At 65.1% G+C, this 19,853-nt stretch carries 21 protein-coding genes; 14 read left to right on the top strand and 7 right to left on the bottom strand.

Annotated elements, in window-relative coordinates; genetic code table 11:
• Nucleotides 1-59 precede the first annotated feature (59 nt).
• Nucleotides 60-671 carry a glutathione S-transferase gene (locus tag LDZ26_RS01675; protein ID WP_244847892.1) on the top strand — a complete coding sequence of 204 codons (612 nt, stop codon included), beginning with the start codon at nucleotides 60-62 and terminating at the stop codon, nucleotides 669-671.
• A gap of 45 nt (nucleotides 672-716) precedes the next feature.
• Here the strand turns inward: LDZ26_RS01675 and LDZ26_RS01670 are convergent, their stop codons facing one another.
• From LDZ26_RS01670 to LDZ26_RS01655, 4 genes are all read right to left on the bottom strand, one after another.
• Nucleotides 717-1,742 carry an alpha/beta hydrolase gene (locus LDZ26_RS01670; RefSeq protein WP_244847891.1) on the bottom strand — a complete coding sequence of 342 codons (1,026 nt, stop codon included), beginning with the start codon at nucleotides 1,740-1,742 and terminating at the stop codon, nucleotides 717-719.
• A gap of 260 nt (nucleotides 1,743-2,002) precedes the next feature.
• Nucleotides 2,003-2,560 (bottom strand): TetR/AcrR family transcriptional regulator, encoded by a 558-nt coding sequence (locus LDZ26_RS01665; RefSeq protein ID WP_244848821.1) that lies wholly within the window; start codon nucleotides 2,558-2,560, stop codon nucleotides 2,003-2,005.
• Between the two features lie 153 nt (nucleotides 2,561-2,713).
• Entirely contained in the window at nucleotides 2,714-3,847 is a 1,134-nt protein-coding gene (gene mnmA / locus LDZ26_RS01660) for a tRNA 2-thiouridine(34) synthase MnmA (protein WP_244847890.1), read from the bottom strand.
• Nucleotides 3,848-3,878: 31 nt separating this feature from the next.
• On the bottom strand, nucleotides 3,879-4,361 hold the full coding sequence (locus LDZ26_RS01655; protein WP_244847889.1) for an NUDIX hydrolase: 483 nt from the start codon (nucleotides 4,359-4,361) through the stop codon (nucleotides 3,879-3,881).
• A 216-nt stretch (nucleotides 4,362-4,577) separates the two neighbouring features.
• Between LDZ26_RS01655 and LDZ26_RS01650 the strand changes: the two genes are divergently transcribed.
• The 3 genes from LDZ26_RS01650 to LDZ26_RS01640 are packed head-to-tail and all read left to right on the top strand — an operon-like array spanning nucleotide 4,578 to nucleotide 7,500.
• Nucleotides 4,578-5,723, top strand: coding sequence for a Re/Si-specific NAD(P)(+) transhydrogenase subunit alpha (locus tag LDZ26_RS01650; RefSeq protein ID WP_244847888.1), 1,146 nt, complete (start codon nucleotides 4,578-4,580; stop codon nucleotides 5,721-5,723).
• 13 nt (nucleotides 5,724-5,736) lie between these two features.
• Nucleotides 5,737-6,057, top strand: a complete 321-nt coding sequence (locus LDZ26_RS01645) for an NAD(P) transhydrogenase subunit alpha (RefSeq protein ID WP_175939459.1) — start codon at nucleotides 5,737-5,739, stop codon at nucleotides 6,055-6,057.
• Entirely contained in the window at nucleotides 6,058-7,500 is a 1,443-nt protein-coding gene (locus tag LDZ26_RS01640; protein ID WP_244847887.1) for an NAD(P)(+) transhydrogenase (Re/Si-specific) subunit beta, read from the top strand. It begins immediately after the preceding gene.
• A 72-nt stretch (nucleotides 7,501-7,572) separates the two neighbouring features.
• On the opposite strand, the gene LDZ26_RS01635 is transcribed toward LDZ26_RS01640, so the two are convergent.
• Nucleotides 7,573-7,890 (bottom strand): hypothetical protein, encoded by a 318-nt coding sequence (locus LDZ26_RS01635; protein ID WP_244847886.1) that lies wholly within the window; start codon nucleotides 7,888-7,890, stop codon nucleotides 7,573-7,575.
• Nucleotides 7,891-8,270: 380 nt separating this feature from the next.
• Here LDZ26_RS01635 and LDZ26_RS01630 point away from each other — a divergent pair, with 380 nt between their 5' ends.
• The 10 genes from LDZ26_RS01630 (at nucleotide 8,271) to LDZ26_RS01585 (ending at nucleotide 18,750) form a co-directional block, all read left to right on the top strand.
• Entirely contained in the window at nucleotides 8,271-9,572 is a 1,302-nt protein-coding gene (locus LDZ26_RS01630) for a class I SAM-dependent RNA methyltransferase (RefSeq protein ID WP_244847885.1), read from the top strand.
• A 115-nt stretch (nucleotides 9,573-9,687) separates the two neighbouring features.
• Nucleotides 9,688-11,085, top strand: a complete 1,398-nt coding sequence (locus LDZ26_RS01625) for an aminopeptidase P N-terminal domain-containing protein (protein WP_244847884.1) — start codon at nucleotides 9,688-9,690, stop codon at nucleotides 11,083-11,085.
• A gap of 10 nt (nucleotides 11,086-11,095) precedes the next feature.
• Nucleotides 11,096-12,295 carry a UbiH/UbiF/VisC/COQ6 family ubiquinone biosynthesis hydroxylase gene (locus tag LDZ26_RS01620; RefSeq protein ID WP_244847883.1) on the top strand — a complete coding sequence of 400 codons (1,200 nt, stop codon included), beginning with the start codon at nucleotides 11,096-11,098 and terminating at the stop codon, nucleotides 12,293-12,295.
• Nucleotides 12,296-12,502: 207 nt separating this feature from the next.
• Nucleotides 12,503-13,594, top strand: coding sequence for a tRNA dihydrouridine synthase DusB (dusB, locus tag LDZ26_RS01615; protein WP_244847882.1), 1,092 nt, complete (start codon nucleotides 12,503-12,505; stop codon nucleotides 13,592-13,594).
• Nucleotides 13,591-13,824, top strand: coding sequence for a Fis family transcriptional regulator (locus LDZ26_RS01610; RefSeq protein WP_175939453.1), 234 nt, complete (start codon nucleotides 13,591-13,593; stop codon nucleotides 13,822-13,824). Before dusB ends, LDZ26_RS01610 begins: the two co-directional genes overlap by 4 nt.
• 64 nt (nucleotides 13,825-13,888) lie before the next feature.
• A complete protein-coding gene (gene purH / locus LDZ26_RS01605; protein WP_244847881.1) occupies nucleotides 13,889-15,454 on the top strand; it encodes a bifunctional phosphoribosylaminoimidazolecarboxamide formyltransferase/IMP cyclohydrolase in 1,566 nt (521 codons plus the stop codon).
• A gap of 99 nt (nucleotides 15,455-15,553) precedes the next feature.
• Nucleotides 15,554-16,096 (top strand): crossover junction endodeoxyribonuclease RuvC, encoded by a 543-nt coding sequence (gene ruvC / locus LDZ26_RS01600; RefSeq protein ID WP_244847880.1) that lies wholly within the window; start codon nucleotides 15,554-15,556, stop codon nucleotides 16,094-16,096.
• Nucleotides 16,097-16,120: 24 nt separating this feature from the next.
• Complete coding sequence (gene ruvA / locus LDZ26_RS01595) at nucleotides 16,121-16,702, top strand: Holliday junction branch migration protein RuvA (protein ID WP_244847879.1); 582 nt, start codon at nucleotides 16,121-16,123, stop codon at nucleotides 16,700-16,702.
• Nucleotides 16,703-16,782: 80 nt separating this feature from the next.
• Nucleotides 16,783-17,844, top strand: a complete 1,062-nt coding sequence (gene ruvB, locus LDZ26_RS01590) for a Holliday junction branch migration DNA helicase RuvB (RefSeq protein WP_175939449.1) — start codon at nucleotides 16,783-16,785, stop codon at nucleotides 17,842-17,844.
• 3 nt (nucleotides 17,845-17,847) lie between these two features.
• On the top strand, nucleotides 17,848-18,750 hold the full coding sequence (locus LDZ26_RS01585; protein ID WP_244847878.1) for an oxygenase MpaB family protein: 903 nt from the start codon (nucleotides 17,848-17,850) through the stop codon (nucleotides 18,748-18,750).
• On the opposite strand, the gene LDZ26_RS01580 is transcribed toward LDZ26_RS01585, so the two are convergent.
• Together LDZ26_RS01580 and dtd are read right to left on the bottom strand one after the other, a co-directional pair.
• A complete protein-coding gene (locus LDZ26_RS01580; RefSeq protein WP_244847877.1) occupies nucleotides 18,747-19,394 on the bottom strand; it encodes a histidine phosphatase family protein in 648 nt (215 codons plus the stop codon). The two genes, LDZ26_RS01585 and LDZ26_RS01580, sit on opposite strands and share 4 nt — an antisense overlap.
• On the bottom strand, nucleotides 19,391-19,849 hold the full coding sequence (gene dtd, locus LDZ26_RS01575; protein WP_244847876.1) for a D-aminoacyl-tRNA deacylase: 459 nt from the start codon (nucleotides 19,847-19,849) through the stop codon (nucleotides 19,391-19,393). The genes LDZ26_RS01580 and dtd overlap by 4 nt, the downstream gene beginning before the upstream one ends.
• Nucleotides 19,850-19,853: the final 4 nt, after the last annotated feature.

Below are 19,853 nucleotides of genomic sequence, written 5' to 3'. Positions count from 1 at the left end.
CGCAGGCGCGCCCGGTTAAGATCGACCTCCGCTTTATCCGAAACGAACGCGAAGAATAGATGATGAAACTGATCGGTTCGCACACGAGTCCATTCGTCCGCAAGGTGCGGATCGTGATGGCGGAAAAGAAGATCGACTGCGAACTGGTGCTCGAAGACGTCTGGGCATCCGATTCCAAGATCCACGACTTCAACCCGCTCGGCAAAGTGCCGTGTCTGATTCTGGACGGCGGCGAGGCGGTGTTCGATTCGCGCGTGATCTGCGAATACGTGGACACGCTGACGCCCGTGGGCAAGCTGTTGCCGCAGGAACGGCGCGAGCGCACCGAAGTGCGCTGCTGGGAAGCGCTCGCGGACGGCATGCTCGACGCCGCCGTTCTGATTCGCCTGGAAGGCGTGCTGCGCGACGAAGCACAGCGCAGCGAGAAGTGGATTGCGCGGCAGCGGCACAAGATCGAGGATGCTCTGCGCGCGATGGCGCGTGGTCTCGACGCGAAACAGTGGTGCTCCGCGAACCGCTTCACGCTCGCCGACATCGCGTGCGGCTGCGCGCTCGGCTATCTCGACTTCCGCATGCCGGACCTCGACTGGCGCGAGGCGCACCCGGCGCTCGACAAGTTCTACGCGCGGCTCGCGCAACGGCAATCGTTCATCGATACCGAGCCGCGCTGAGCGCCGCGCTCCCGCGCAAGGCGGGAGCGGCCCGGCATTGGCGCATCACTTCTTCAGCGCGGCCTTGAGCGTCGCGTTGGCCTGCGCGATCGCGGCGCGCGTGGCGGGCGTCTCGGCCAGCGCGTTCAGCATCACGAAATCGTGGATCGTGCCGTTGTAGCGGACGGACGTCACCGGTACACCGGCTTCGGTCAGCTTGCGGGCGTAGGCTTCGCCTTCGTCGCGCAGCACGTCGTTTTCGTCGGTGATGACGAGCGCCGGCGGCAATCCCTTCAATTCATCGATGCTTGCGCGCAGCGGCGACGCCGTGACCTTCGCGCGATCCGCCGCGTTCGGCGCGTAGGCGTCCCAGAACCACTTCATCGCGTCGCGCGTGAGCCATGGGCCGTTGGCGAACTCGTTGTACGAGCCGTCGTCGAAGTTCGCGTCCGTCACCGGATAGAACAGGACTTGCGCGCGCAGCGCCGGGCCGCCCCGCTCCTTCGCGAGCAGCGTCACGGCCGCGGCCATGTTGCCGCCGACGCTATCGCCGGCCACCGCGATGCGCGACGCATCGACGTTGAACTCGCGGGCGTGGTCCGCCACATAGCGCGTCGCCGCGTACGCTTCTTCGATCGGCACCGGATACTTCGTCTCCGGCGACCGGTCGTAGTCGACGAACACGACTTCGGCCTCGGCGCCGTTGGCAATCTCGCGCACCAGCCGGTCGTGCGTGTTCTTGTCGCCGAGCACCCAGCCGCCGCCGTGGAAATACATGATGACCGGCAGCGTGCCCTTCGCATGCGCCGGCCGGACGATGCGCAGCGCGATCTTGCCTGTCGGACCGGCTTCTATCACGCGGTCTTCGATTTTCGCGGCTTCCTTCTTCACCGGCTGTGCTTGCGCGCCTGCGAGCACGTTGCGCGCGTCCGCCGGAGAAAGCGTGTAGATCGGCGGGCCGTTCTTCGCGGCGAGCGTGTCGATAAATTGCTGCGTCGTCGGTTCGAGCACCGGCGCGGCGTCGGCTGCGGTATGCGACAGGACGGCGGTGGCAACGGCGGTGGCGAGCAACGTGGCTTTCAGCTTTTTCATGGTGTTCTCCGGTCGGTAAAAAGGAAACGAACGTTTTACGTAAATCTACTACTAGATAGACACATCGGCGGATTCGCCAGCTTTATGCACTGCGCGGCAAGAGCGCGGCTGACGCCAACCCGCAGCCGGGCGCGCCATTCAAAGGCGAACGACGCTGCACTGCGCCCAGACGGCTTCAGTTACGCCAAAATCTACCTATCAAACGATAGACAAAGGCACGAGGGAAAACGGGTTTTTCACAGACTTATCCACAGGGTTATCTACCGCCGCACGGTTGCGGCGACTTCGTCCAGACGCGCCCGCGTCTGAAACAATCGGCACGCGAGCAGACTGCCTTGAAATGCGGCATAGAGGGCGCGCGCCGCCGCCTCGGGCTTGCCTCCGGCATCGAGCGTGTCCTGCGCCTCGCCTTCCGCGAGGACCTTTGCCAGCCAGTTTTCGTTGGCGCGAAAGAACGCCTGAATGGCATGCCGCACTTTCTCCGGCAGCGACTCAATGTCCGCCGCCAGCATGCCGCAGAGGCAGACTTGCGTTCCGTCGCCGATGATGCGTCCAAAGAGCTTCGTGTAGCGGTCGAGCTTCTTGTCGGCGGAGGCCGAACTGTCGATGGCATAGACCGAGGACATGACGTCCGCGCTATAGGCGTTCACCGCTTCGAGCGCGAGGTCTTCCTTCGTCGGGAAGTAGTAGTGGATGCTCGACGTCTTCACGCCGACGAGGTCCGACAAGTCGCGATAACTGAAGCCGTTGTAGCCGCGCTTCATCATGACCGTCTGCGCGTGATCCAGCAGCGCCTCGCGTACCGTGTACTTGTCCATCGCGTGATTCACCGTTCATCCGATGTCGATGGGCGTACTTTATCTACCAATAGGTAGATAGTCAAGCGATTGTATCAAATGACTTTTTATCGAGACGATAGCCGATGGCTTCCGATGCGCGCCCCGGAACACGCGCGTCCGGGGCACGCGACGTCAGCTTGCGGCAGCCGCCACCGCGCGCGGCGCGGGCGATGCCACGTCCGCCGCCGCGCTCTCGATGATCCCGCCGCCGAGACACACGTCGCCCTGATACAGCACCGCCGACTGTCCCGGCGTCACCGCCCACTGCGCGTCGTCGAAGTTCAACTGGAAATGACCGTCGTCCGCAGCGGCGAAGCGGCACGCGGCGTCCTGCTGCCGATAGCGCGTCTTCGCCGCGCACGCCGTGCCGTTCTCGGGCGCGAAACCCGCGACCCAGCTCTTGTTCCCCGCGACGAGCGTCTGCGACAGAAGCCACGGATGGTCGTGGCCCTGCACGACATAGAGCGTGTTGCTCGCCATGTCCTTGCCCGCGACGAACCACGGCTCGCCGCTGCCGTCCTTCGCGCCGCCGATGCCGATGCCCTTGCGCTGTCCGAACGTGTAGAACGCGAGTCCGATGTGCTCGCCGACGACTTTCCCTTCGGCCGTCTTCATCGGGCCGGGTTGCGTCGGCAGATAGCGGTTCAGGAAATCGCGAAACGGCCGTTCGCCGATAAAGCAGATGCCGGTCGAATCCTTCTTCTTCGCGTTCGGCAGGCCGATCTGCGCGGCGATCTCCCGCACCTTCGTCTTCGGAATTTCGCCGAGCGGGAAGAGCGTCTTCGAAAGCTGCTGCTGATTCAGCCGATGCAGGAAGTACGACTGGTCCTTCGTCGAATCCGTGGCCTTCAGCAACTGGAAGAGGCCATCGTGCTCGCGCACGCGGGCGTAGTGGCCGGTCGCGATGGTTTCCGCGCCGAGCGACATCGCGTGATCGAGGAACGCCTTGAACTTGATCTCGGCGTTGCACAGCACGTCCGGATTTGGCGTGCGGCCGGCCGAGTACTCACGCAGGAATTCGGCGAACACGCGGTCCTTGTATTCGGCGGCGAAGTTGACCGCTTCGACGTCGATGCCGATCAGGTCCGCCACCGACACCACGTCGATCCAGTCCTGCCGCGTCGAGCAGTATTCGCCGTCGTCGTCGTCTTCCCAGTTCTTCATGAACAGGCCGACCACGTCGTAGCCCTGCTCTTTCAGCAGCCACGCCGTCACCGACGAATCCACGCCGCCCGACATGCCCACCACTACTCTTCGCTTGCTCATAGGATTACCGCGTTGTTGGCGCGCGAGCGCGTCAGGAGCGCACCACCGGCGCGACCGAATGCGTATGGATGAAATCGAGTGGCACGCGCCGCCCGGCCAGATAGTCGTCCACGCACTGCATGACGAGCGGCGTGCGATGCTGCGCGGCCGTCGCGCGCAGTTCGTCGGGCGTGAGCCACATCGTGCGAACGATGCCTTTGTCCAGCGCGCGCCCCGCCACTTCGCCCGCAGACTTGCCGCAGAACGTGAAGCGCAGATACGTCACGTCGCGCCCCGGACGCTGAAAGTGCGTCATGTACGCGCCGACGAGCGCCTCGGGCTCGAAGCGATGCGCCGTTTCTTCCAGCGTCTCGCGAACGACCGCCTCGACGAGCGTTTCGCCCGCTTCGAGATGACCGGCCGGTTGGTTGATTCGCAGCCCTGCGGACGTGTGTTCCTCGATGACGAGGAAGCGCCCGTCCTGCTCGACGACCGCCGCGACCGTAACGTGAGGAGCCCAAGTATCTGATTTCATGGCCGACATTTTACCGTCACCCGTCCGATCACGTGCGCGCGGCCTAAGGGTTAGCGCGGGGTGCGATCGCGCCCCGGATTGCATGTTGGGCGCATATTCTTCAGTTAGAGTTGAGAAGTCGTCCGTCAGCATCTGAAACTCGAAAACAGCCTTGGTCTCTCCCTCGTGCGTGGCCGCGCGCGAAGGGCAAGAAAAGAAAAGACAGGAGGATTCAACATGCATATCGGAGTGCCTGCCGAGACGCGGGCGAACGAGGCGCGCGTCGCCGCCACGCCGGAGACGGTCAAAAAGCTCGTTGCGCAAGGACACCGCCTTTCGGTGCAGAGCGGCGCGGGCGAGCGGGCAAGCTATATCGACGACGCGTTCGCGCAAGCGGGCGCGGATATCGTCGATGCCGCCACCGCGCTCTCAGCCGACATCGTGCTCAAGGTTCAGTCGCCGTCCGCCGAAGAACTCGCGACGATCAAGCCGGGCGCCGTGCTCATCGGCATGCTCGATCCGTTCAACACCGAGAACACCGCGCGGCTCGCAGCAGCGAACATCACCGCGTTCGCGCTCGAAGCCGCGCCGCGCACGACGCGCGCGCAGAGCCTCGACGTGCTGTCGTCGCAGGCGAACATCGCCGGGTACAAGGCCGTGCTGATGGCCTGTCAGTACTACCAGCGATTCATGCCGATGCTCATGACCGCCGCCGGCACGGTGAAGGCGGCGCGCGTGCTCGTGCTGGGCGCGGGCGTCGCGGGCCTCCAGGCAATCGCGACGGCGAAGCGCCTCGGCGCCGTGGTCGAAGCGTCGGACGTGCGGCCGGCCGTGAAGGAGCAGATCGAATCGCTCGGCGCGAAGTTCGTCGACGTGCCCTTCGAAACCGACGAGGAACGCGAGGCGGCGCAAGGCGTCGGCGGCTACGCGCGGCCCATGCCGCCGAGCTGGCTCGCGCGACAGTCGGCGCTCGTGCACGAACGCGCGAAGGCGGCCGACATCGTGATTTCCACCGCGCTGATTCCCGGCCGTCCCGCGCCGACGCTCATCTCGGTCGAAACGGTGAAGCACATGAAACCGGGCTCGGTGATCGTGGACCTCGCCGCCGGACGCGGCCCCGAGTTCGAAGGCAGAAAAGGCGGCAATTGCCCGCTCACCGAAGTCGATCAGGTGGTGACGAAGCACGGCGTGCATATCGTCGGCCACACGAATCTGGCCTCGATGGTCGCCGCCGACGCCTCCGCGCTCTACGCCCGCAATCTGCTCGACTTCCTGAAGCTCATCCTGACGAAGGAAGGCACGCTCAACATCGACCTCGCGGACGACATCGTCGCGGCCACGCTCCAGTGCCGCGACGGACAGCTTGCCCGCGCGACCGCCTGACACGGAGACGAACATGGACGTCATCAACCATACGGTGATCAACCTCATCATCTTCGTGCTGGCGATCTACGTCGGCTATCACGTGGTCTGGAACGTGACGCCCGCGCTGCATACGCCGCTCATGGCCGTCACGAACGCCATTTCGGCGATCGTGATCGTCGGCGCGATGCTCGCGGTCGGTCTCACGGTCGGCGGCACCGGCAAGTTCTTCGGCGCGCTCGCGGTGCTGCTCGCGGCGGTGAACGTGTTCGGCGGCTTTCTCGTCACGCGGCGCATGCTCGAAATGTTCAAGAAGAAGGAGCCGAGAAAGCTGACCAGCAAGGAGGGCGCGTAAATGAGCATGAACGTCGTCACTCTGCTGTATCTGATCGCTTCGGTGTGCTTCATTCAGGCGCTCAAGGGCCTGTCGAATCCGAAGACCGCGCGCATCGGCAATACGTTCGGCATGGCGGGCATGGCCATCGCCATTTTCACGACGCTCGCGCTGATCGCGAAACAGGCCGCTTATCTCGGGTCCAATCTCTCGCTCGGGCTGTCGCTTCTGTTCGCCGCGTTGATTATCGGCGGCGCGGCGGGCGCGTATATCGCGGCGAAAGTCGAGATGACGAAGATGCCCGAGCTCGTCGCCGCGATGCACTCGCTGATCGGTCTCGCGGCCGTGTGCATCGCGTATGCGGTGGTTGCGGAGCCGTCCGCGTTCGGACTCGCGCCGCTGGGCTATCTGATTCCGTACGGCAATCGCGTCGAGTTGTTCATCGGCACGTTCGTCGGCGCGATCACGTTTTCGGGATCGGTCATCGCGTTCGGCAAGCTCTCGGGCAAGTACAAGTTCCGGCTTTTTCAGGGCGCGCCGGTGGTGTACTCCGGGCAGCATCTGATCAACTTGCTGCTGGCTGTGGCGATGATCGGCTTCGGCATCATCTTCATGGTGACGCAGTCGTGGCTGCCGTTCGTCATCATGACGCTGATCGCGTTTGCGCTCGGGGTGCTCATCATCATTCCGATCGGCGGCGCGGACATGCCTGTGGTCGTCTCCATGCTCAATTCGTACTCCGGCTGGGCGGCGGCGGGCATCGGCTTTTCGCTCAACAATCCGATGCTGATCATCGCGGGGTCGCTTGTCGGTTCGTCCGGCGCGATTCTCTCGTACATCATGTGCCGCGCCATGAACCGCTCGTTCTTCAACGTGATTCTGGGCGGCTTCGGCGGCGAGGCGGGCGGCGCGGCGGCGGGCGGCGCACAGGAACAGCGGCCGGTGAAATCCGGTTCCGCCGATGACGCCGCGTTCATGCTCGGCAACGCCGAAAGCGTGGTGATCGTGCCGGGCTATGGGCTGGCCGTCGCGCGCGCGCAGCATGCGCTGAAGGAGCTGACGGACAAGCTCGTGGAGAAAGGCATCGACGTGCGTTACGCGATTCATCCGGTCGCGGGACGGATGCCGGGGCATATGAACGTGCTGCTCGCGGAAGCCGAAGTGCCGTACGAGATGGTGCAGGAGATGGAGGACATCAACAGCGAATTCGGGCAGACCGACGTGGTGCTCGTGCTCGGGGCCAACGACGTGGTGAACCCGGCTGCGAAGACGGACCCGAAATCGCCTATCGCGGGGATGCCTATCCTCGAAGCGTACAAGGCGCGGACGATCATCGTGAACAAGCGGTCGATGGCGGCGGGCTACGCCGGGCTCGATAACGAACTGTTCTATATGGACAAGACAATGATGGTGTTCGGGGATGCGAAGAAGGTGGTGGAGGAGATGATGAAGGCGGTGGAGTGAGGGTTGACGACTGAGAAGAACCGCGCTCGTTCGCCAGTCGTGACGAGCGCGTAAAGTCATGCCACTTACCATTCAATAGCCAACGATCAAGATACCCTTCAGAGGAAGCCGCATTCGGTTGCTCGCAAAGAGGGTGTCGAAGAACGTGACGACGCGCTCGAAGTCCGGATTCGTCACGCCCGCGGCAACGTAGACGTTCCGGACCGCAATCGCCAGATAGTCGACGTCATCCATCATGCACGCTTGGAAGAGGTCTTTGAGGAACTGGTTGTTGGCCACTCCACGTCCGGCCTCGACTTCGACAACGAACCGTTCGTCCGCGTGATAGGCATCCGCTTCGAATGCCTTGGCGACTCGTCCGTTGTTTTCATATAAGACGGGGACGCGCATCTTGTCCGCGTGCTTTTTCCCTGCCTCGACGGCGAAGCCGAGTTTTACAAGAGGCGCAGCAACGTGGGCCAGAACACCGTTGCTCGGAAGGGCATGTCTATCCGAAGCAATCGACGAATGACTTCTTCGAACGCCTGGACAACGCCGACGGCAAGACGCGTCGCTTTGTCGGATCTTGGGGAATTTGTTTCTCGGACGGACTAACACGTTGCGAATGAACGACCACCGCACTCACTGCACGTCTGGTCCGAAGCAAAGCGAGACGTTGCCATCTGCTTGGCCGGCGCGGCCCGGAAACGACGCCGCGGCAGATTCTAGCGCACAGCCTTTCGAAGTTCGCCCGCGTACAATACCGCCTTTGAACCCCGCAACCGCCCCACATGTCCTCCCCTCTCTTCGACTGGTTTGTCCCCTGCCCGCGCGGCCTCGAAGCGCCGCTCGCCGCCGAGCTTGCCGAGATCGGGGAGCGACACGTCAGCACCGCGCCGCTCTCGGGAAGCGGTCCGCTCACCGTCGGCGCGCAAGTGCCGGGCGGCGTGCACTTCCGGGGCGGCTGGGTCGCGGGCATGGCGGCGAACCTGCACTCGCGCATCGCGAGCCGCGTGTTGCTGAAGATCGCGCACGGCCCGTATCGCAATGAGCACGATATCTACGAACTGACGCATCGGCAGCGATGGGAACAGTGGTTCACGCCGAGCCAGACCATGCGCGTCGATCTGACAGCGATCAAATCGCCGCTCAAAAGCCTCGAATTCACCACGCTGCGCGTGAAAGACGCCGTGTGCGACCGCCTGCGCGACTTGAGCGGCGCACGCCCGAGCATCGATACGGCGCAGCCCGACGTGCGCGTGTTCGCGTTCGTCACCATGAACGAGTGCACGCTCTATCTCGACACCTCCGGCGAACCGCTCTTCAAGCGCGGCTGGCGGCTCGACAAGGGCGCGGCGCCCCTTCGCGAAAATCTTGCCGCCGGCATCCTGCGCCTCACCGGCTGGACGCCCGGCACGCCCCTTTTCGATCCGATGTGCGGCAGCGGCACGTTCCTCGCCGAGGCCGCGCAGACCGCGCTCAACATCGCGCCGGGCAGCGAGCGGCGCTTCGGCTTCGAGAAGCTCAAGCCGTTCCATCCGGGCATGTGGCAAAAGCTCAAGAACGCCGCGATGGAAGCGAAGCGCGCCGCGCGCGCCAACGCGAAGGACATCAACATCTTCGGCAGCGACATCTCCGGCGACATGCTCGACAAGGCGCGCGCGAACCTGAGCCGCGCCGGCGTGCCGGAACTCTCGCTCAAGCAGGTGGACGCCCGCAACATGACGCCGCCCACCGACGCGCCCGGCATCCTCGTCGCGAATCCGCCGTATGGCGAACGCATCGAAGTGCGCGGACGCGGCCCGCGCGGCGAAATCCGCGACACGGCTCGGTCGCGCCGCGAGGACGACGACGCATTCGCCCGCGCCCAGCCCGATCCCGCCGACACCGAGTTCTTCGTCTCATTCGGCAACGCGCTCAAGCAGCGCTTCCCCGGGTGGCGCGCCTATGTGCTGACGTCCGACCGCAAGCTGCCCGGCATGCTCCGGCTGCGCGAATCGACCAAGACGCCGCTATTCAACGGCGCGCTCGAATGCCGGCTGTTCCGCTTCGACCTCGTGGCGGGCAGCGTGCGCAACCGGGCGGACGAGTAGACGCGCGGTAACAAGCTCGACCGCTTTCGGGCGAGTATGCCCCGCCGTGTGACATGCGACCACTAGGCCGAATGGCCTATTCGCGCAGCTTGTAGGCCGGCGCTACAATCGGCGCATGAACTCACTTACCGAAGATGTCAGCCCGATCGCCGTCGATGTCTACCGCAGCCGCCGCGAGCGCGTGCTCGCGCAGTTGCGCGCGCAGGGCGGCGGGCTCGCCGTCCTTTCGACCGCGCCGGAAGTCATGCGCAATCGCGACACCGACTATCCGTTCCGCCACGACAGCTACTTCTATTACCTGACGGGCTTCAGCGAACCCGAGGCGACGCTCGTGCTGAACGCGAGCGCGCCGGATGGCGATCCTGCGTCGGTCCTGTTCTGTCGGGAGAAGAACGCCGAACGGGAGACATGGGAAGGCTTTCGCTACGGCCCGGAAGCCGCCGCCAAGGCGTTCGGTTTCGATGCCGCCTTTGCCATCGGCGCGCTCGACGAACACATGCCGCGCCTCCTCGCCGATCAGCCCGCGCTCTTTTACGCGCTCGGAACGTCGGCTGAACTCGACGCCAAGGTTCGCGGCTGGCTCGACGCCGTGCGGGCGCAAAGCCGCAGCGGCGTGCGCGCGCCGACGCGGGCGCAGCATCTATTGCCGATCATCGATGAAATGCGGATGGTGAAGGACGCGCACGAGATCGCGGTCATGCGCCGCGCGGCTTCCATCTCCGCCGAGGCGCACCGCCGCGCGATGCACGCTTGCCGCCCCGGCATGCGCGAATACGAACTCGACGCGGAACTGCTCTACACGTTCCGGCGGCGCGGCGCGCAAGCGCCCGCGTACGGTTCCATCGTGGCCGCAGGCGCGAATGCCTGCGTGCTGCATTACCCGGCGGGCAATGCGATCCTGCGCGACGGCGACCTCGTCCTCATCGACGCCGCGTGCGAGCTGGACGGCTACGCCTCCGACATCACGCGCACGTTCCCGGCAAGCGGCCGTTTCACGCCGGCGCAGCGCGAGCTCTATGACATCGTGCTCGCCGCGCAATCCGCCGCCATCGACGCGACGCGCGCCGGCGTAAGCTTCGACGCGCCGCATCAGGCCGCGCTCGAAGTGCTGTCGCAAGGTCTGCTCGACACCGGCATCCTCGATAAAGCGAAGCTCGGCGGCGTGGAGAACGTCATCGCGGAACGCGCCTACGCGCGCTTCTATATGCATCGCACCGGCCATTGGCTCGGCATGGATGTGCACGACGCGGGCGAATATCGCGAAGCCGACGGGCCCCGCGACGAGCAAGGCGCGCGTCCCTGGCGTACGCTCGTGGCTGACAACGTGCTGACCATCGAGCCGGGCCTGTACGTGCGCGCCGCCGAGGACGTGCCCGAGCGCTTCTGGAACACAGGCATCCGAATCGAAGACGACGCGCTCGTCACGCCCGGCGGCTGCGAGTTGCTGACGCGCGAAGTCCCCGTCGCAGCCGACGAGATCGAGGCGCTCATGCGCGAATCCATCAGCCATTGAATCTCACGACATGAGCGACGCCATCACGCAGCCGCATTTCGATTACGACATCGCCATCGTCGGCGCGGGGCCGGTCGGGCTCGCGCTCGCCGGCTGGCTCGCGCGGCGCAGCGCGACCTCGCGGCTTTCCATCGCGCTGATCGACGCGCGCACGCCCGAAGCCGCCGCCAACGATCCGCGCTCGCTCGCGCTTTCGCACGGCAGCCGCGTCATGCTCCAGCCGCTCGGCTTTCCCGCCGACGTCACGCCGATCCGCCGCATCCACGTTTCGCAGCGCGGGCATTTCGGGCGCACGCTGATCGAGCACGACGAACACGACTTGCCGGAACTCGGTTACGTGGTGCGCTACGGCTCGCTCGTCAGCGCGCTCGCGAAGGCCGTGCGTGCGACTAAGGTCAATTGGCTCACCGATACGTCCGCCCTGCCGCCCTTGCAGGACAACGAAGGCGTGACCTTGCCGCTGCAATCGGGCGGCGTCGAGCGCATGATCCGGGTGCGCGTGCTGGTCAACGCAGAAGGCGGGCTGTATCAGCAAGGTCCGCGCGATGTCGCGGAATCCGCGCAGCGCCGGGCTCGCGATTACGGGCAGACGGCCATCGTCGGCACTGTGAGCGTGTCGGACCCGCAAGCCAACGTCGCGTGGGAACGCTTCACGAATCAAGGGCCGATTGCGCTCTTGCCCTGCGGTGGCCAGCGTCACGCGGACTACTCGCTCGTCTGGTGCTGCTCGCCCGATGAAGCCGCGCGACGCATGCAGCTCGACGATGAGGCCTTCCTTGCCGAACTCGGCGTCGCGTTCGGCTCGCGCATGGGGCGCTTCACGCGCATCGTCGGGCGGGCGGCGTACCCGCTCGGGCTGACCGCGCTCGACACGCTGGTGGACCGGCGCACGGTCGCCATCGGCAACGCGGCGCAGACGCTGCATCCGGTGGCGGGCCAGGGCTTGAACCTCGGGCTGCGCGACGCGCAGGCGCTCTGCGACGCCCTTTCGACCGACGGACCACGCCCGCTCGCGCTCGCGCACTTCGCACAGCGGCGCGCGCTCGACCGGCGCTTCACCATCGGCGCGACGGATACGCTCGCCCGCATCTTCACGGTGGATTTCGCGCCGCTCGCGGCCGCGCGGGGGCTGGCGCTGACCGCGCTCGAATTCCTGCCGCCGCTCAAAACGGCGCTCGCGCGGCAGATGATGTTCGGCCAGCGGCGCTGAACTTGCGCGGCTTGTGTGGCAGACGCGGGACTTATCCTCTATGGCCGCGCCTGCTTTCATAGAAGATTTAAACACTTGCACGCGATTGCTCTTAATTTCAGCACTCGCTTAGCGTTAAAATACGCGTTTCCCTTCCGCATTCCTGCAACCGTCTGACGCGACACGGCGCTCATTGCCGAACGTTCGCCCTCCCGGTGCCCCGACTTCATGCCCATCATCGGTTCACACGTTCTGCGCAATAACCTGTTCGTCGCTCCGATGGCAGGCGTCACCGACCGGCCGTTCCGCCAGTTGTGCAAGCGCATGGGCGCGGGCTACGCGGTGTCGGAGATGGTCGCGTCCAACGCGCAGTTGTGGAAGAGCGAAAAGACCATGCGCCGCGCGAACCATGCGGGCGAGGTCGAGCCGATTGCCGTGCAGATCGCGGGCGCAGACCCCCAGATGCTCGCCGAGGCCGCGCGTCACAACGTCGCGAACGGCGCGCAGATCATCGACATCAACATGGGCTGCCCGGCCAAGAAGGTGTGCAACGTCGCGGCGGGATCGGCGCTCTTGCAGAACGAACCGCTGGTCGCGCGCATTGTCGAGGCGGTCGTGCAGGCGGTCGGCGTCGGCCCGGACGCAGTGCCTGTGACGCTCAAGATCCGCACGGGGTGGAATCGCGAGAACAAGAATGCGCTGACCATCGCGCGCATTGCCGAGAATGCCGGCATCTCCATGCTCACCGTGCACGGACGCACGCGCGCCGACTTGTATAAGGGCGACGCGGAGTACGAGACCATCGCCGCCGTGAAGGCGTCGGTGAAGATCCCGGTCGTCGCGAACGGCGACATCACGACGCCCGAAAAAGCGCGCGACGTGCTCGCGGCAACCGGCGCGGACGCCATCATGATCGGCCGCGCGGCGCAGGGCCGGCCGTGGCTCTTCCGCGAGATCGAACACTTCCTTGCGACGGGCGAGTGCATGCCGCCGCCGCGCATCGACGAGATCCAGCAGGTGATGAACGAGCACCTCGAAGATCACTACGCGTTCTACGGCGAATTCACGGGCGTGCGGACTGCGCGCAAGCACATCGGCTGGTACACTCGCGGCCTTTCCGGCGCCAACACCTTCCGGCACCGGATGAATACGCTCGACACGACCAAAGAACAATTGTTCGCTGTGAACGAATTCTTCGACGCGCAAAAGGCGCTGTCAGACCGTCTCGTCTATGTGGATGAGGCCGCGGACGCAGACGAAGCGGCCGATGAAGAATCGTGCGGCGGACAGAACAACACAGACCGACGAATCGCCGCATGAGCAGACATAACATCGAACAATGCGTCCGCCAGAGCCTCGACAGCTACTTTCAGGACCTGGACGGCTCGAACCCGCACGACGTATACGACATGGTGATTTCGTGCGTGGAAAAACCGATGCTCGAAGTGGTGCTCGCGCAGGCAGGCGGCAATCAGTCGCTCGCCGCCGAGTATCTCGGCATCAACCGCAACACGCTACGCAAGAAACTTCAGCAGCACGGATTGATTTGATTCTTCGGACGAGGCGCGCGCCTCGAGTCCGGCCTGGTTATCCTTTCTGGTTTCAGTGTTCATCATGATCAAGCAAGCGCTCATCTCGGTTTCCGACAAGTCTGGCATCGTCGAATTTGCCCAATCGCTCTCGCAGCTCGGCGTCAGGCTTCTTTCGACCGGCGGCACGGCGAAACTGCTCGCGGACGCGGGACTGCCCGTGACCGAAGTCGCCGACTACACCGGCTTCCCGGAAATGCTGGATGGGCGCGTGAAGACGCTGCATCCCAAGGTGCACGGCGGCATTCTCGCGCGCCGCGATCTGCCCGAGCACATGGCCGCGCTCGACAAGCACGACATTCCAACGATCGACCTGCTCGTCGTCAACCTGTATCCGTTCGTGCAGACGGTGGCGAAGGAACAGTGCTCGCTGGAAGACGCCATCGAGAACATCGACATCGGCGGGCCGACCATGCTGCGCTCGGCGGCGAAGAATCATCGCGATGTGACCGTCATCGTCGATCCGGCCGACTACGCCGCCGTGCTCGATGAAATGCGCGCGAACAACAACAGCGTCGGCTATGCGACGAACTTCCGGCTCGCGACGAAGGTCTTCGCGCACACCGCGCAGTACGACGGCGCGATCACGAACTATCTGACGAGCCTCACCGAAACGCTTCAGCACAGCGAGCGCAACACCTACCCCGCCACGTTCAATCTCGCGTTCGAGAAAGTGCAGGACCTGCGCTACGGCGAAAACCCGCATCAAAGCGCGGCGTTCTACCGCGATCTTTCGGTGCCCGCCGGCGCGCTCGCCAACTACGAGCAGTTGCAGGGCAAGGAACTCTCGTACAACAACATCGCGGATTCGGACGCCGCGTGGGAATGCGTGAAGACTTTCGACGCGCCTGCGTGCGTCATCATCAAGCACGCGAATCCGTGCGGCGTCGCCATCGGCGCGAACGCGCACGAGGCTTATTCGAAGGCGTTCCAGACGGATCCGACCTCGGCGTTCGGCGGCATCATCGCGTTCAATCGCGAAGTGGACGAAGCGGCGGCGCAGGCCGTGGCGAAGCAGTTCGTCGAAGTGCTGATCGCGCCTTCGTTCAGCGAAGCCGCGCGTGCCGTGTTCGCCGCGAAGCAGAACGTGCGCTTGCTGCAGATCGCGCTCGGCGACGGCCACAACGCATTCGACCTGAAGCGCGTGGGCGGCGGTCTGCTGGTCCAGTCGCTCGACTCGAAGAACGTGCAGCCGCATGAACTGCGCGTCGTGACCAAGCGCCATCCGACGCCGAAGGAAATGGACGATCTGATGTTCGCCTGGCGCGTGGCGAAGTACGTGAAGTCGAACGCCATCGTGTTCTGCGGCGGCGGCATGACGCTCGGCGTCGGCGCGGGCCAGATGAGCCGCGTGGATTCGGCGCGCATCGCGGGCATCAAGGCGCAGAACGCGGGGCTCTCGCTCAACGGCTCGGCGGTCGCATCGGATGCGTTTTTCCCGTTCCGCGACGGCCTCGACGTTGTGGTGAACGCGGGCGCGACCTGCGTGATCCAGCCGGGCGGCTCCATGCGCGACGACGAAGTGGTCGCCGCCGCCGACGAGCACAATGTCGCGATGATTCTCACCGGCACGCGCCATTTCCGCCATTAATCGCCATTAATCGCGCCGAGTTCATTTAGTATTGGCCTGTTTGCGCGTCGAGTCGCGCAAGCAGGCCATTTCACTTTGGACGAGCCGCATCGCGAACGAATGAGAATACTAGGCATCGACCCCGGCCTGCGCGTGACGGGCTTCGGCATCATCGACATGGCGGGGCACTCGCTCAACTATGTGACGAGCGGCGTCATCAAGACCGCCGACGCCGACTTGCCTTCGCGCCTGAACACCATCTTCGACGGCATTTCCACGCTGATCCGGCAGCACAATCCGGATCAGGCGGCGATCGAGAAAGTCTTCGTCAACGTCAATCCGCAATCGACGCTGCTGCTCGGGCAGGCGCGCGGCGCGGCCATTTGCGGGCTGGTCGCGAGCGGCGTGCCGGTCGCCGAATACACCGCGCTGCAACTGAAGCAGGCTGTTGTCGGCTACGGCCGCGCGACCAAGGAGCAGATGCAGCAGATGGTCGTGCGCCTGCTGAATCTCACGGGCGTGCCGAGCACCGACGCCGCCGACGCGCTCGGCATGGCCATCTGTCACGCGCATGGCGGCACGGGGCTCGCCACGCTCGGCGGCATTGCGCCGTCGCTCGCGAAGAAGGGCTTGCGCGTGCGGCGCGGCAGGCTCATCGGCTAAATCTCTTCATTCGATAACGCAAACATGATTGGTCGCATCGCCGGCGTTCTGCTGGAAAAAAATCCGCCGCACCTGCTCGTCGACTGCAACGGCGTCGGCTATGAAATCGACGTGCCGATGAGCACGTTCTACAACCTGCCGAACGCGGGCGACAAGGTCGTGCTGCTCACGCAGATGATCGTGCGCGAGGACGCGCATCTGCTCTACGGCTTTCTCACGTCGCAGGAACGCGCGACGTTTCGCGAATTGTTAAAGATCAGCGGCATCGGCGCGCGCATGGCGCTCGCGGTGCTTTCCGGCATGAGCGTGCAGGAACTCGCGCAGACCGTGACGACGCAAGACACCGCGCGCTTGACGCGCGTGCCGGGCATCGGCAAGAAGACGGCCGAACGCCTGCTGCTCGAACTGAAGGGCAAGCTCGGCGCCGATCTCGGCGCAATGGCGAGCGCCGCTTCGCAGTCCGACCATGCGTCCGACATTCTCAATGCGCTGCTCGCGCTCGGCTATTCCGAGAAGGAAGCGCTCGCCGCCATCAAGAACGTGCCGGCCGGAACGGGCGTCTCGGAAGGCATCAAGCTTGCGTTGAAGGCGCTCTCCAAGGCGTGATTCTCCGGGCGCCTGGCGCTGTGCGCCACTAGGCCGTTCGGCCAGGTTCGCGGCGAGAAGGCTCGCTGTACAATCGACCCATGATCGAAACCGACAAACTCGCCGCCGAACGCATCATCTCGGCCACGCCCGTCTCGCCGAACGAAGAAGCCTTCGAGCGCGCGTTGCGACCGCGCCAGCTCGACGAATACGTGGGGCAGGAAAAGGTGCGCGGGCAGCTCGAAATCTTCATCGAAGCGGCCAAGCGGCGTTCCGAAGCGCTGGATCATGTGCTGCTGTTCGGCCCTCCGGGTCTCGGCAAGACCACGCTCGCGCATATCATCGCGCGGGAAATGGGCGTGAATCTGCGGCAGACGTCGGGGCCGGTGCTGGAGCGCGCAGGCGACCTCGCGGCGCTGCTCACCAATCTCGAAGCGAACGACGTGCTCTTCATCGACGAGATTCACCGGCTCTCGCCGGTCGTCGAGGAAATTCTGTACCCGGCGCTCGAGGATTATCAGATCGACATCATGATCGGCGAAGGGCCGGCCGCGCGCAGCGTGAAGCTCGATCTTCAGCCGTTCACGCTCGTCGGCGCGACCACGCGCGCGGGCATGCTGACCAATCCGCTGCGCGACCGCTTCGGTATCGTGTCGCGGCTGGAGTTCTATAACGCGAACGAGCTCGCGCGGATCGTGTCGCGCTCGGCGTCGCTCCTGAAGGCGGACATCGTGCCGGAGGGTGCGCTGGAAATCGCGCGGCGTTCGCGCGGCACGCCGCGTATCGCGAACCGGCTGCTGCGCCGCGTGCGCGACTACGCGGAAGTGAAGGCGAACGGCAGCATCACGGCGGAAGTGGCGGATGCCGCGCTGAAGATGCTGGACGTCGATCCGGTCGGCTTCGACCTGATGGACCGCAAGCTGCTCGAAGCGATCCTGCACAAGTTCGACGGCGGGCCGGTCGGCGTCGATAACCTCGCGGCGGCCATCGGCGAAGAACGCGACACCATCGAAGACGTGCTGGAACCGTATCTGATCCAGCAAGGCTATTTGCAGCGCACGCCGCGCGGGCGCGTCGCGACCTTGCTGACGTATCGGCACTTCGGCATTGCCGCGCCGGATGGCGGCCCGATCCGCGACCTCTGGGACGCGAACAACGGCTAGCGCATGTCGGATCAGGCAACGTTGGTCACGCGCGTGCGGTCGTCGATCGCACGCGGCATCACGAATCTCACGACCGGTAGCGGGCCGACGCTCGATTACTCCTCGCCGCCGGGCGATCCCGGTCTCTTCGGCCCGGACACCATCTGCTGGAAAGTCCACGCCGATTTCACGTCGATGATGACGAGCGGCATCAGCGCGCTGTTGCTCCAGACGCTGCATCCGCTGGCGCTTGCGGGCGTGTGGGATCACTCCACGTTTCGCACGGATATTCTCGGGCGTCTGCGGCGCACGGCGACTTTCATCGCGGGAACCACGTTCGGCAACCGGCACGACGCGCTCGCGCTGATCGAGCGCGTGAAGCGCATTCATATGGGCGTGACGGGCACCGCGCCCGACGGCCGGCCGTATCGCGCGAGCGATGCCGATCTTCTGACATGGGTGCACGTCGCGGAAGTCACGAGCTTTCTGCAAGGCTATGTGCGCTACGTCGACCCAACTCTGTCCGAGGCGGATCAGGACCGCTACTTCGAAGAAACGGCGCTCGTCGCCCGCCTGCTCGGCGCGCGCGACGTGCCGACCACGCGCGCTCAGGTCGACGCTTATCTCGCCGCCATGCGTCCGCATCTGCATGCAAGCGAGCGCACGCAGGAAGTCATTCGCGTGCTCAAGAACGCGCCGACGCCGAGCGCCGTCATGAGGCCGGCGCGCGTGCTCGCGTTCAATGCGGGCGTCGATCTTCTGCCCGACTGGGCGCAGGACACGCTCGGGTTGTCGTCGCTCGCGCCGATGCGGCGGGTCATCGTGCGTCCCTGCGTGCGGGCGATGGCGCCGGTCGTCCGCTGGGCGCTCGTCAACGGCATCTCGAAGCGTGCGCGCTTGCGAGTTGCCGAGAAGAAGAACGACTAGGCTGTCTTGCGCAGGCTGTCGTCGGCGGTGTCGGTGACGAGATGCGACACGTCGCCCCACGACGCCACCGTCGCCTGGCCGCCGTCGTAATCGACCACGTTGAGGCTGCAATTGAGCAGCGGCCAGTTGCGCGGCGCGTCGAGCGGCAGTTTCATCGCGAAACGGTAGATGCAGTCGAGCACGCCGCCGTGCGCCACGCATGCGATGCGCCCGCCCGGATGCGCGGCGACGATCGGCTCCATCGCGTGAATCACGCGGTGAAAAAAGACGCGCAGCGATTCGCCGGCCGGCGGCGTGAAGCCGGGATCGCGCGTCTGCCATTCCACGTACTCGGCTGGAAACCTCTCGCTGATCTCGTCGCTGTCGTGGCCCTGGAACGCGCCGTAGTTGCGTTCGCGCAAGCCTTCGGACAAGCGGAGGTCGAGTCCGAGCGCATCGGCGAACGGGCGGGCGGTCTGTTGGGCGCGCAGAAGATCGCTGGTGTAGACGGCGTCGAGCCGCCCTTCCCGCGCGATGCGCGCGCCCAATTGTTCGGCTTGCAGCACGCCATGCGCGGACAGCGGAATGTCGATATGCCCCTGGATCCGCTTCACGCGGTTCCAGTCGGTCTCGCCGTGGCGGATGAACAAGACTTGCGTCGTCATGGCCGCACCTGCAGCCAGAACGTCACCGGCCCGTCGTTGACGAGCGACACCTGCATCTCGGCGCCGAATTCGCCCGTCTCGACAATCGGATGCTTCGCCCGCGCCTCGCGCACGAAGTAATCGAAGAGCCGCTTGCCTTCGTCGGGCGGCGCGGCCGGCGTGAAGCTCGGGCGCAATCCGCTCGATGTATCGGCGGCAAGCGTGAACTGCGATACCAGCAGCACGCCGCCCGCGCGCCCCGCGCCGTCGATGTTCTGCACGGACAAGTTCATCTTGCCCGCCGCGTCGCTGAACACGCGGTACGCCAGCATCTTCGCGAGCAGCTTGTCGGCTGCGGCCTCGGTGTCGCCGCGTTCGGCGCAGACGAGCGCGAGCAGGCCCGCGTCGATCGCACCGGTCACGCGCTCGCCGACGCGCACGTCGGCGCGCCGCACTCGCTGGATAAGCGCGATCATCCGC

This window comes from Caballeronia sp. SL2Y3 (genome assembly GCF_022879575.1).
Taxonomy (GTDB): Bacteria; Pseudomonadota; Gammaproteobacteria; order Burkholderiales; family Burkholderiaceae; genus Caballeronia.
This window is presented reverse-complemented; position numbering and strand designations above follow the sequence as displayed.

Coding starts and splice junctions, on each gene's coding strand:
- LDZ26_RS01580 (WP_244847877.1), bottom strand. CDS start 19,394: ATGACGACGCAAGTCTTGTTCATCCGCCACGGCGAGACCGACTGGAAC.
- LDZ26_RS01655 (WP_244847889.1), bottom strand. CDS start 4,361: ATGAAATCAGATACTTGGGCTCCTCACGTTACGGTCGCGGCGGTCGTC.
- mnmA (WP_244847890.1), bottom strand. CDS start 3,847: ATGAGCAAGCGAAGAGTAGTGGTGGGCATGTCGGGCGGCGTGGATTCG.
- dusB (WP_244847882.1), top strand. CDS start 12,503: ATGCCCATCATCGGTTCACACGTTCTGCGCAATAACCTGTTCGTCGCT.
- LDZ26_RS01630 (WP_244847885.1), top strand. CDS start 8,271: ATGTCCTCCCCTCTCTTCGACTGGTTTGTCCCCTGCCCGCGCGGCCTC.
- LDZ26_RS01635 (WP_244847886.1), bottom strand. CDS start 7,890: ATGCGCGTCCCCGTCTTATATGAAAACAACGGACGAGTCGCCAAGGCA.
- ruvC (WP_244847880.1), top strand. CDS start 15,554: ATGAGAATACTAGGCATCGACCCCGGCCTGCGCGTGACGGGCTTCGGC.
- LDZ26_RS01610 (WP_175939453.1), top strand. CDS start 13,591: ATGAGCAGACATAACATCGAACAATGCGTCCGCCAGAGCCTCGACAGC.
- LDZ26_RS01625 (WP_244847884.1), top strand. CDS start 9,688: ATGAACTCACTTACCGAAGATGTCAGCCCGATCGCCGTCGATGTCTAC.
- LDZ26_RS01650 (WP_244847888.1), top strand. CDS start 4,578: ATGCATATCGGAGTGCCTGCCGAGACGCGGGCGAACGAGGCGCGCGTC.
- ruvB (WP_175939449.1), top strand. CDS start 16,783: ATGATCGAAACCGACAAACTCGCCGCCGAACGCATCATCTCGGCCACG.
- LDZ26_RS01585 (WP_244847878.1), top strand. CDS start 17,848: ATGTCGGATCAGGCAACGTTGGTCACGCGCGTGCGGTCGTCGATCGCA.
- purH (WP_244847881.1), top strand. CDS start 13,889: ATGATCAAGCAAGCGCTCATCTCGGTTTCCGACAAGTCTGGCATCGTC.
- LDZ26_RS01670 (WP_244847891.1), bottom strand. CDS start 1,742: ATGAAAAAGCTGAAAGCCACGTTGCTCGCCACCGCCGTTGCCACCGCC.
- LDZ26_RS01620 (WP_244847883.1), top strand. CDS start 11,096: ATGAGCGACGCCATCACGCAGCCGCATTTCGATTACGACATCGCCATC.
- ruvA (WP_244847879.1), top strand. CDS start 16,121: ATGATTGGTCGCATCGCCGGCGTTCTGCTGGAAAAAAATCCGCCGCAC.
- LDZ26_RS01675 (WP_244847892.1), top strand. CDS start 60: ATGATGAAACTGATCGGTTCGCACACGAGTCCATTCGTCCGCAAGGTG.
- LDZ26_RS01640 (WP_244847887.1), top strand. CDS start 6,058: ATGAGCATGAACGTCGTCACTCTGCTGTATCTGATCGCTTCGGTGTGC.
- dtd (WP_244847876.1), bottom strand. CDS start 19,849: ATGATCGCGCTTATCCAGCGAGTGCGGCGCGCCGACGTGCGCGTCGGC.
- LDZ26_RS01665 (WP_244848821.1), bottom strand. CDS start 2,560: ATGGACAAGTACACGGTACGCGAGGCGCTGCTGGATCACGCGCAGACG.
- LDZ26_RS01645 (WP_175939459.1), top strand. CDS start 5,737: ATGGACGTCATCAACCATACGGTGATCAACCTCATCATCTTCGTGCTG.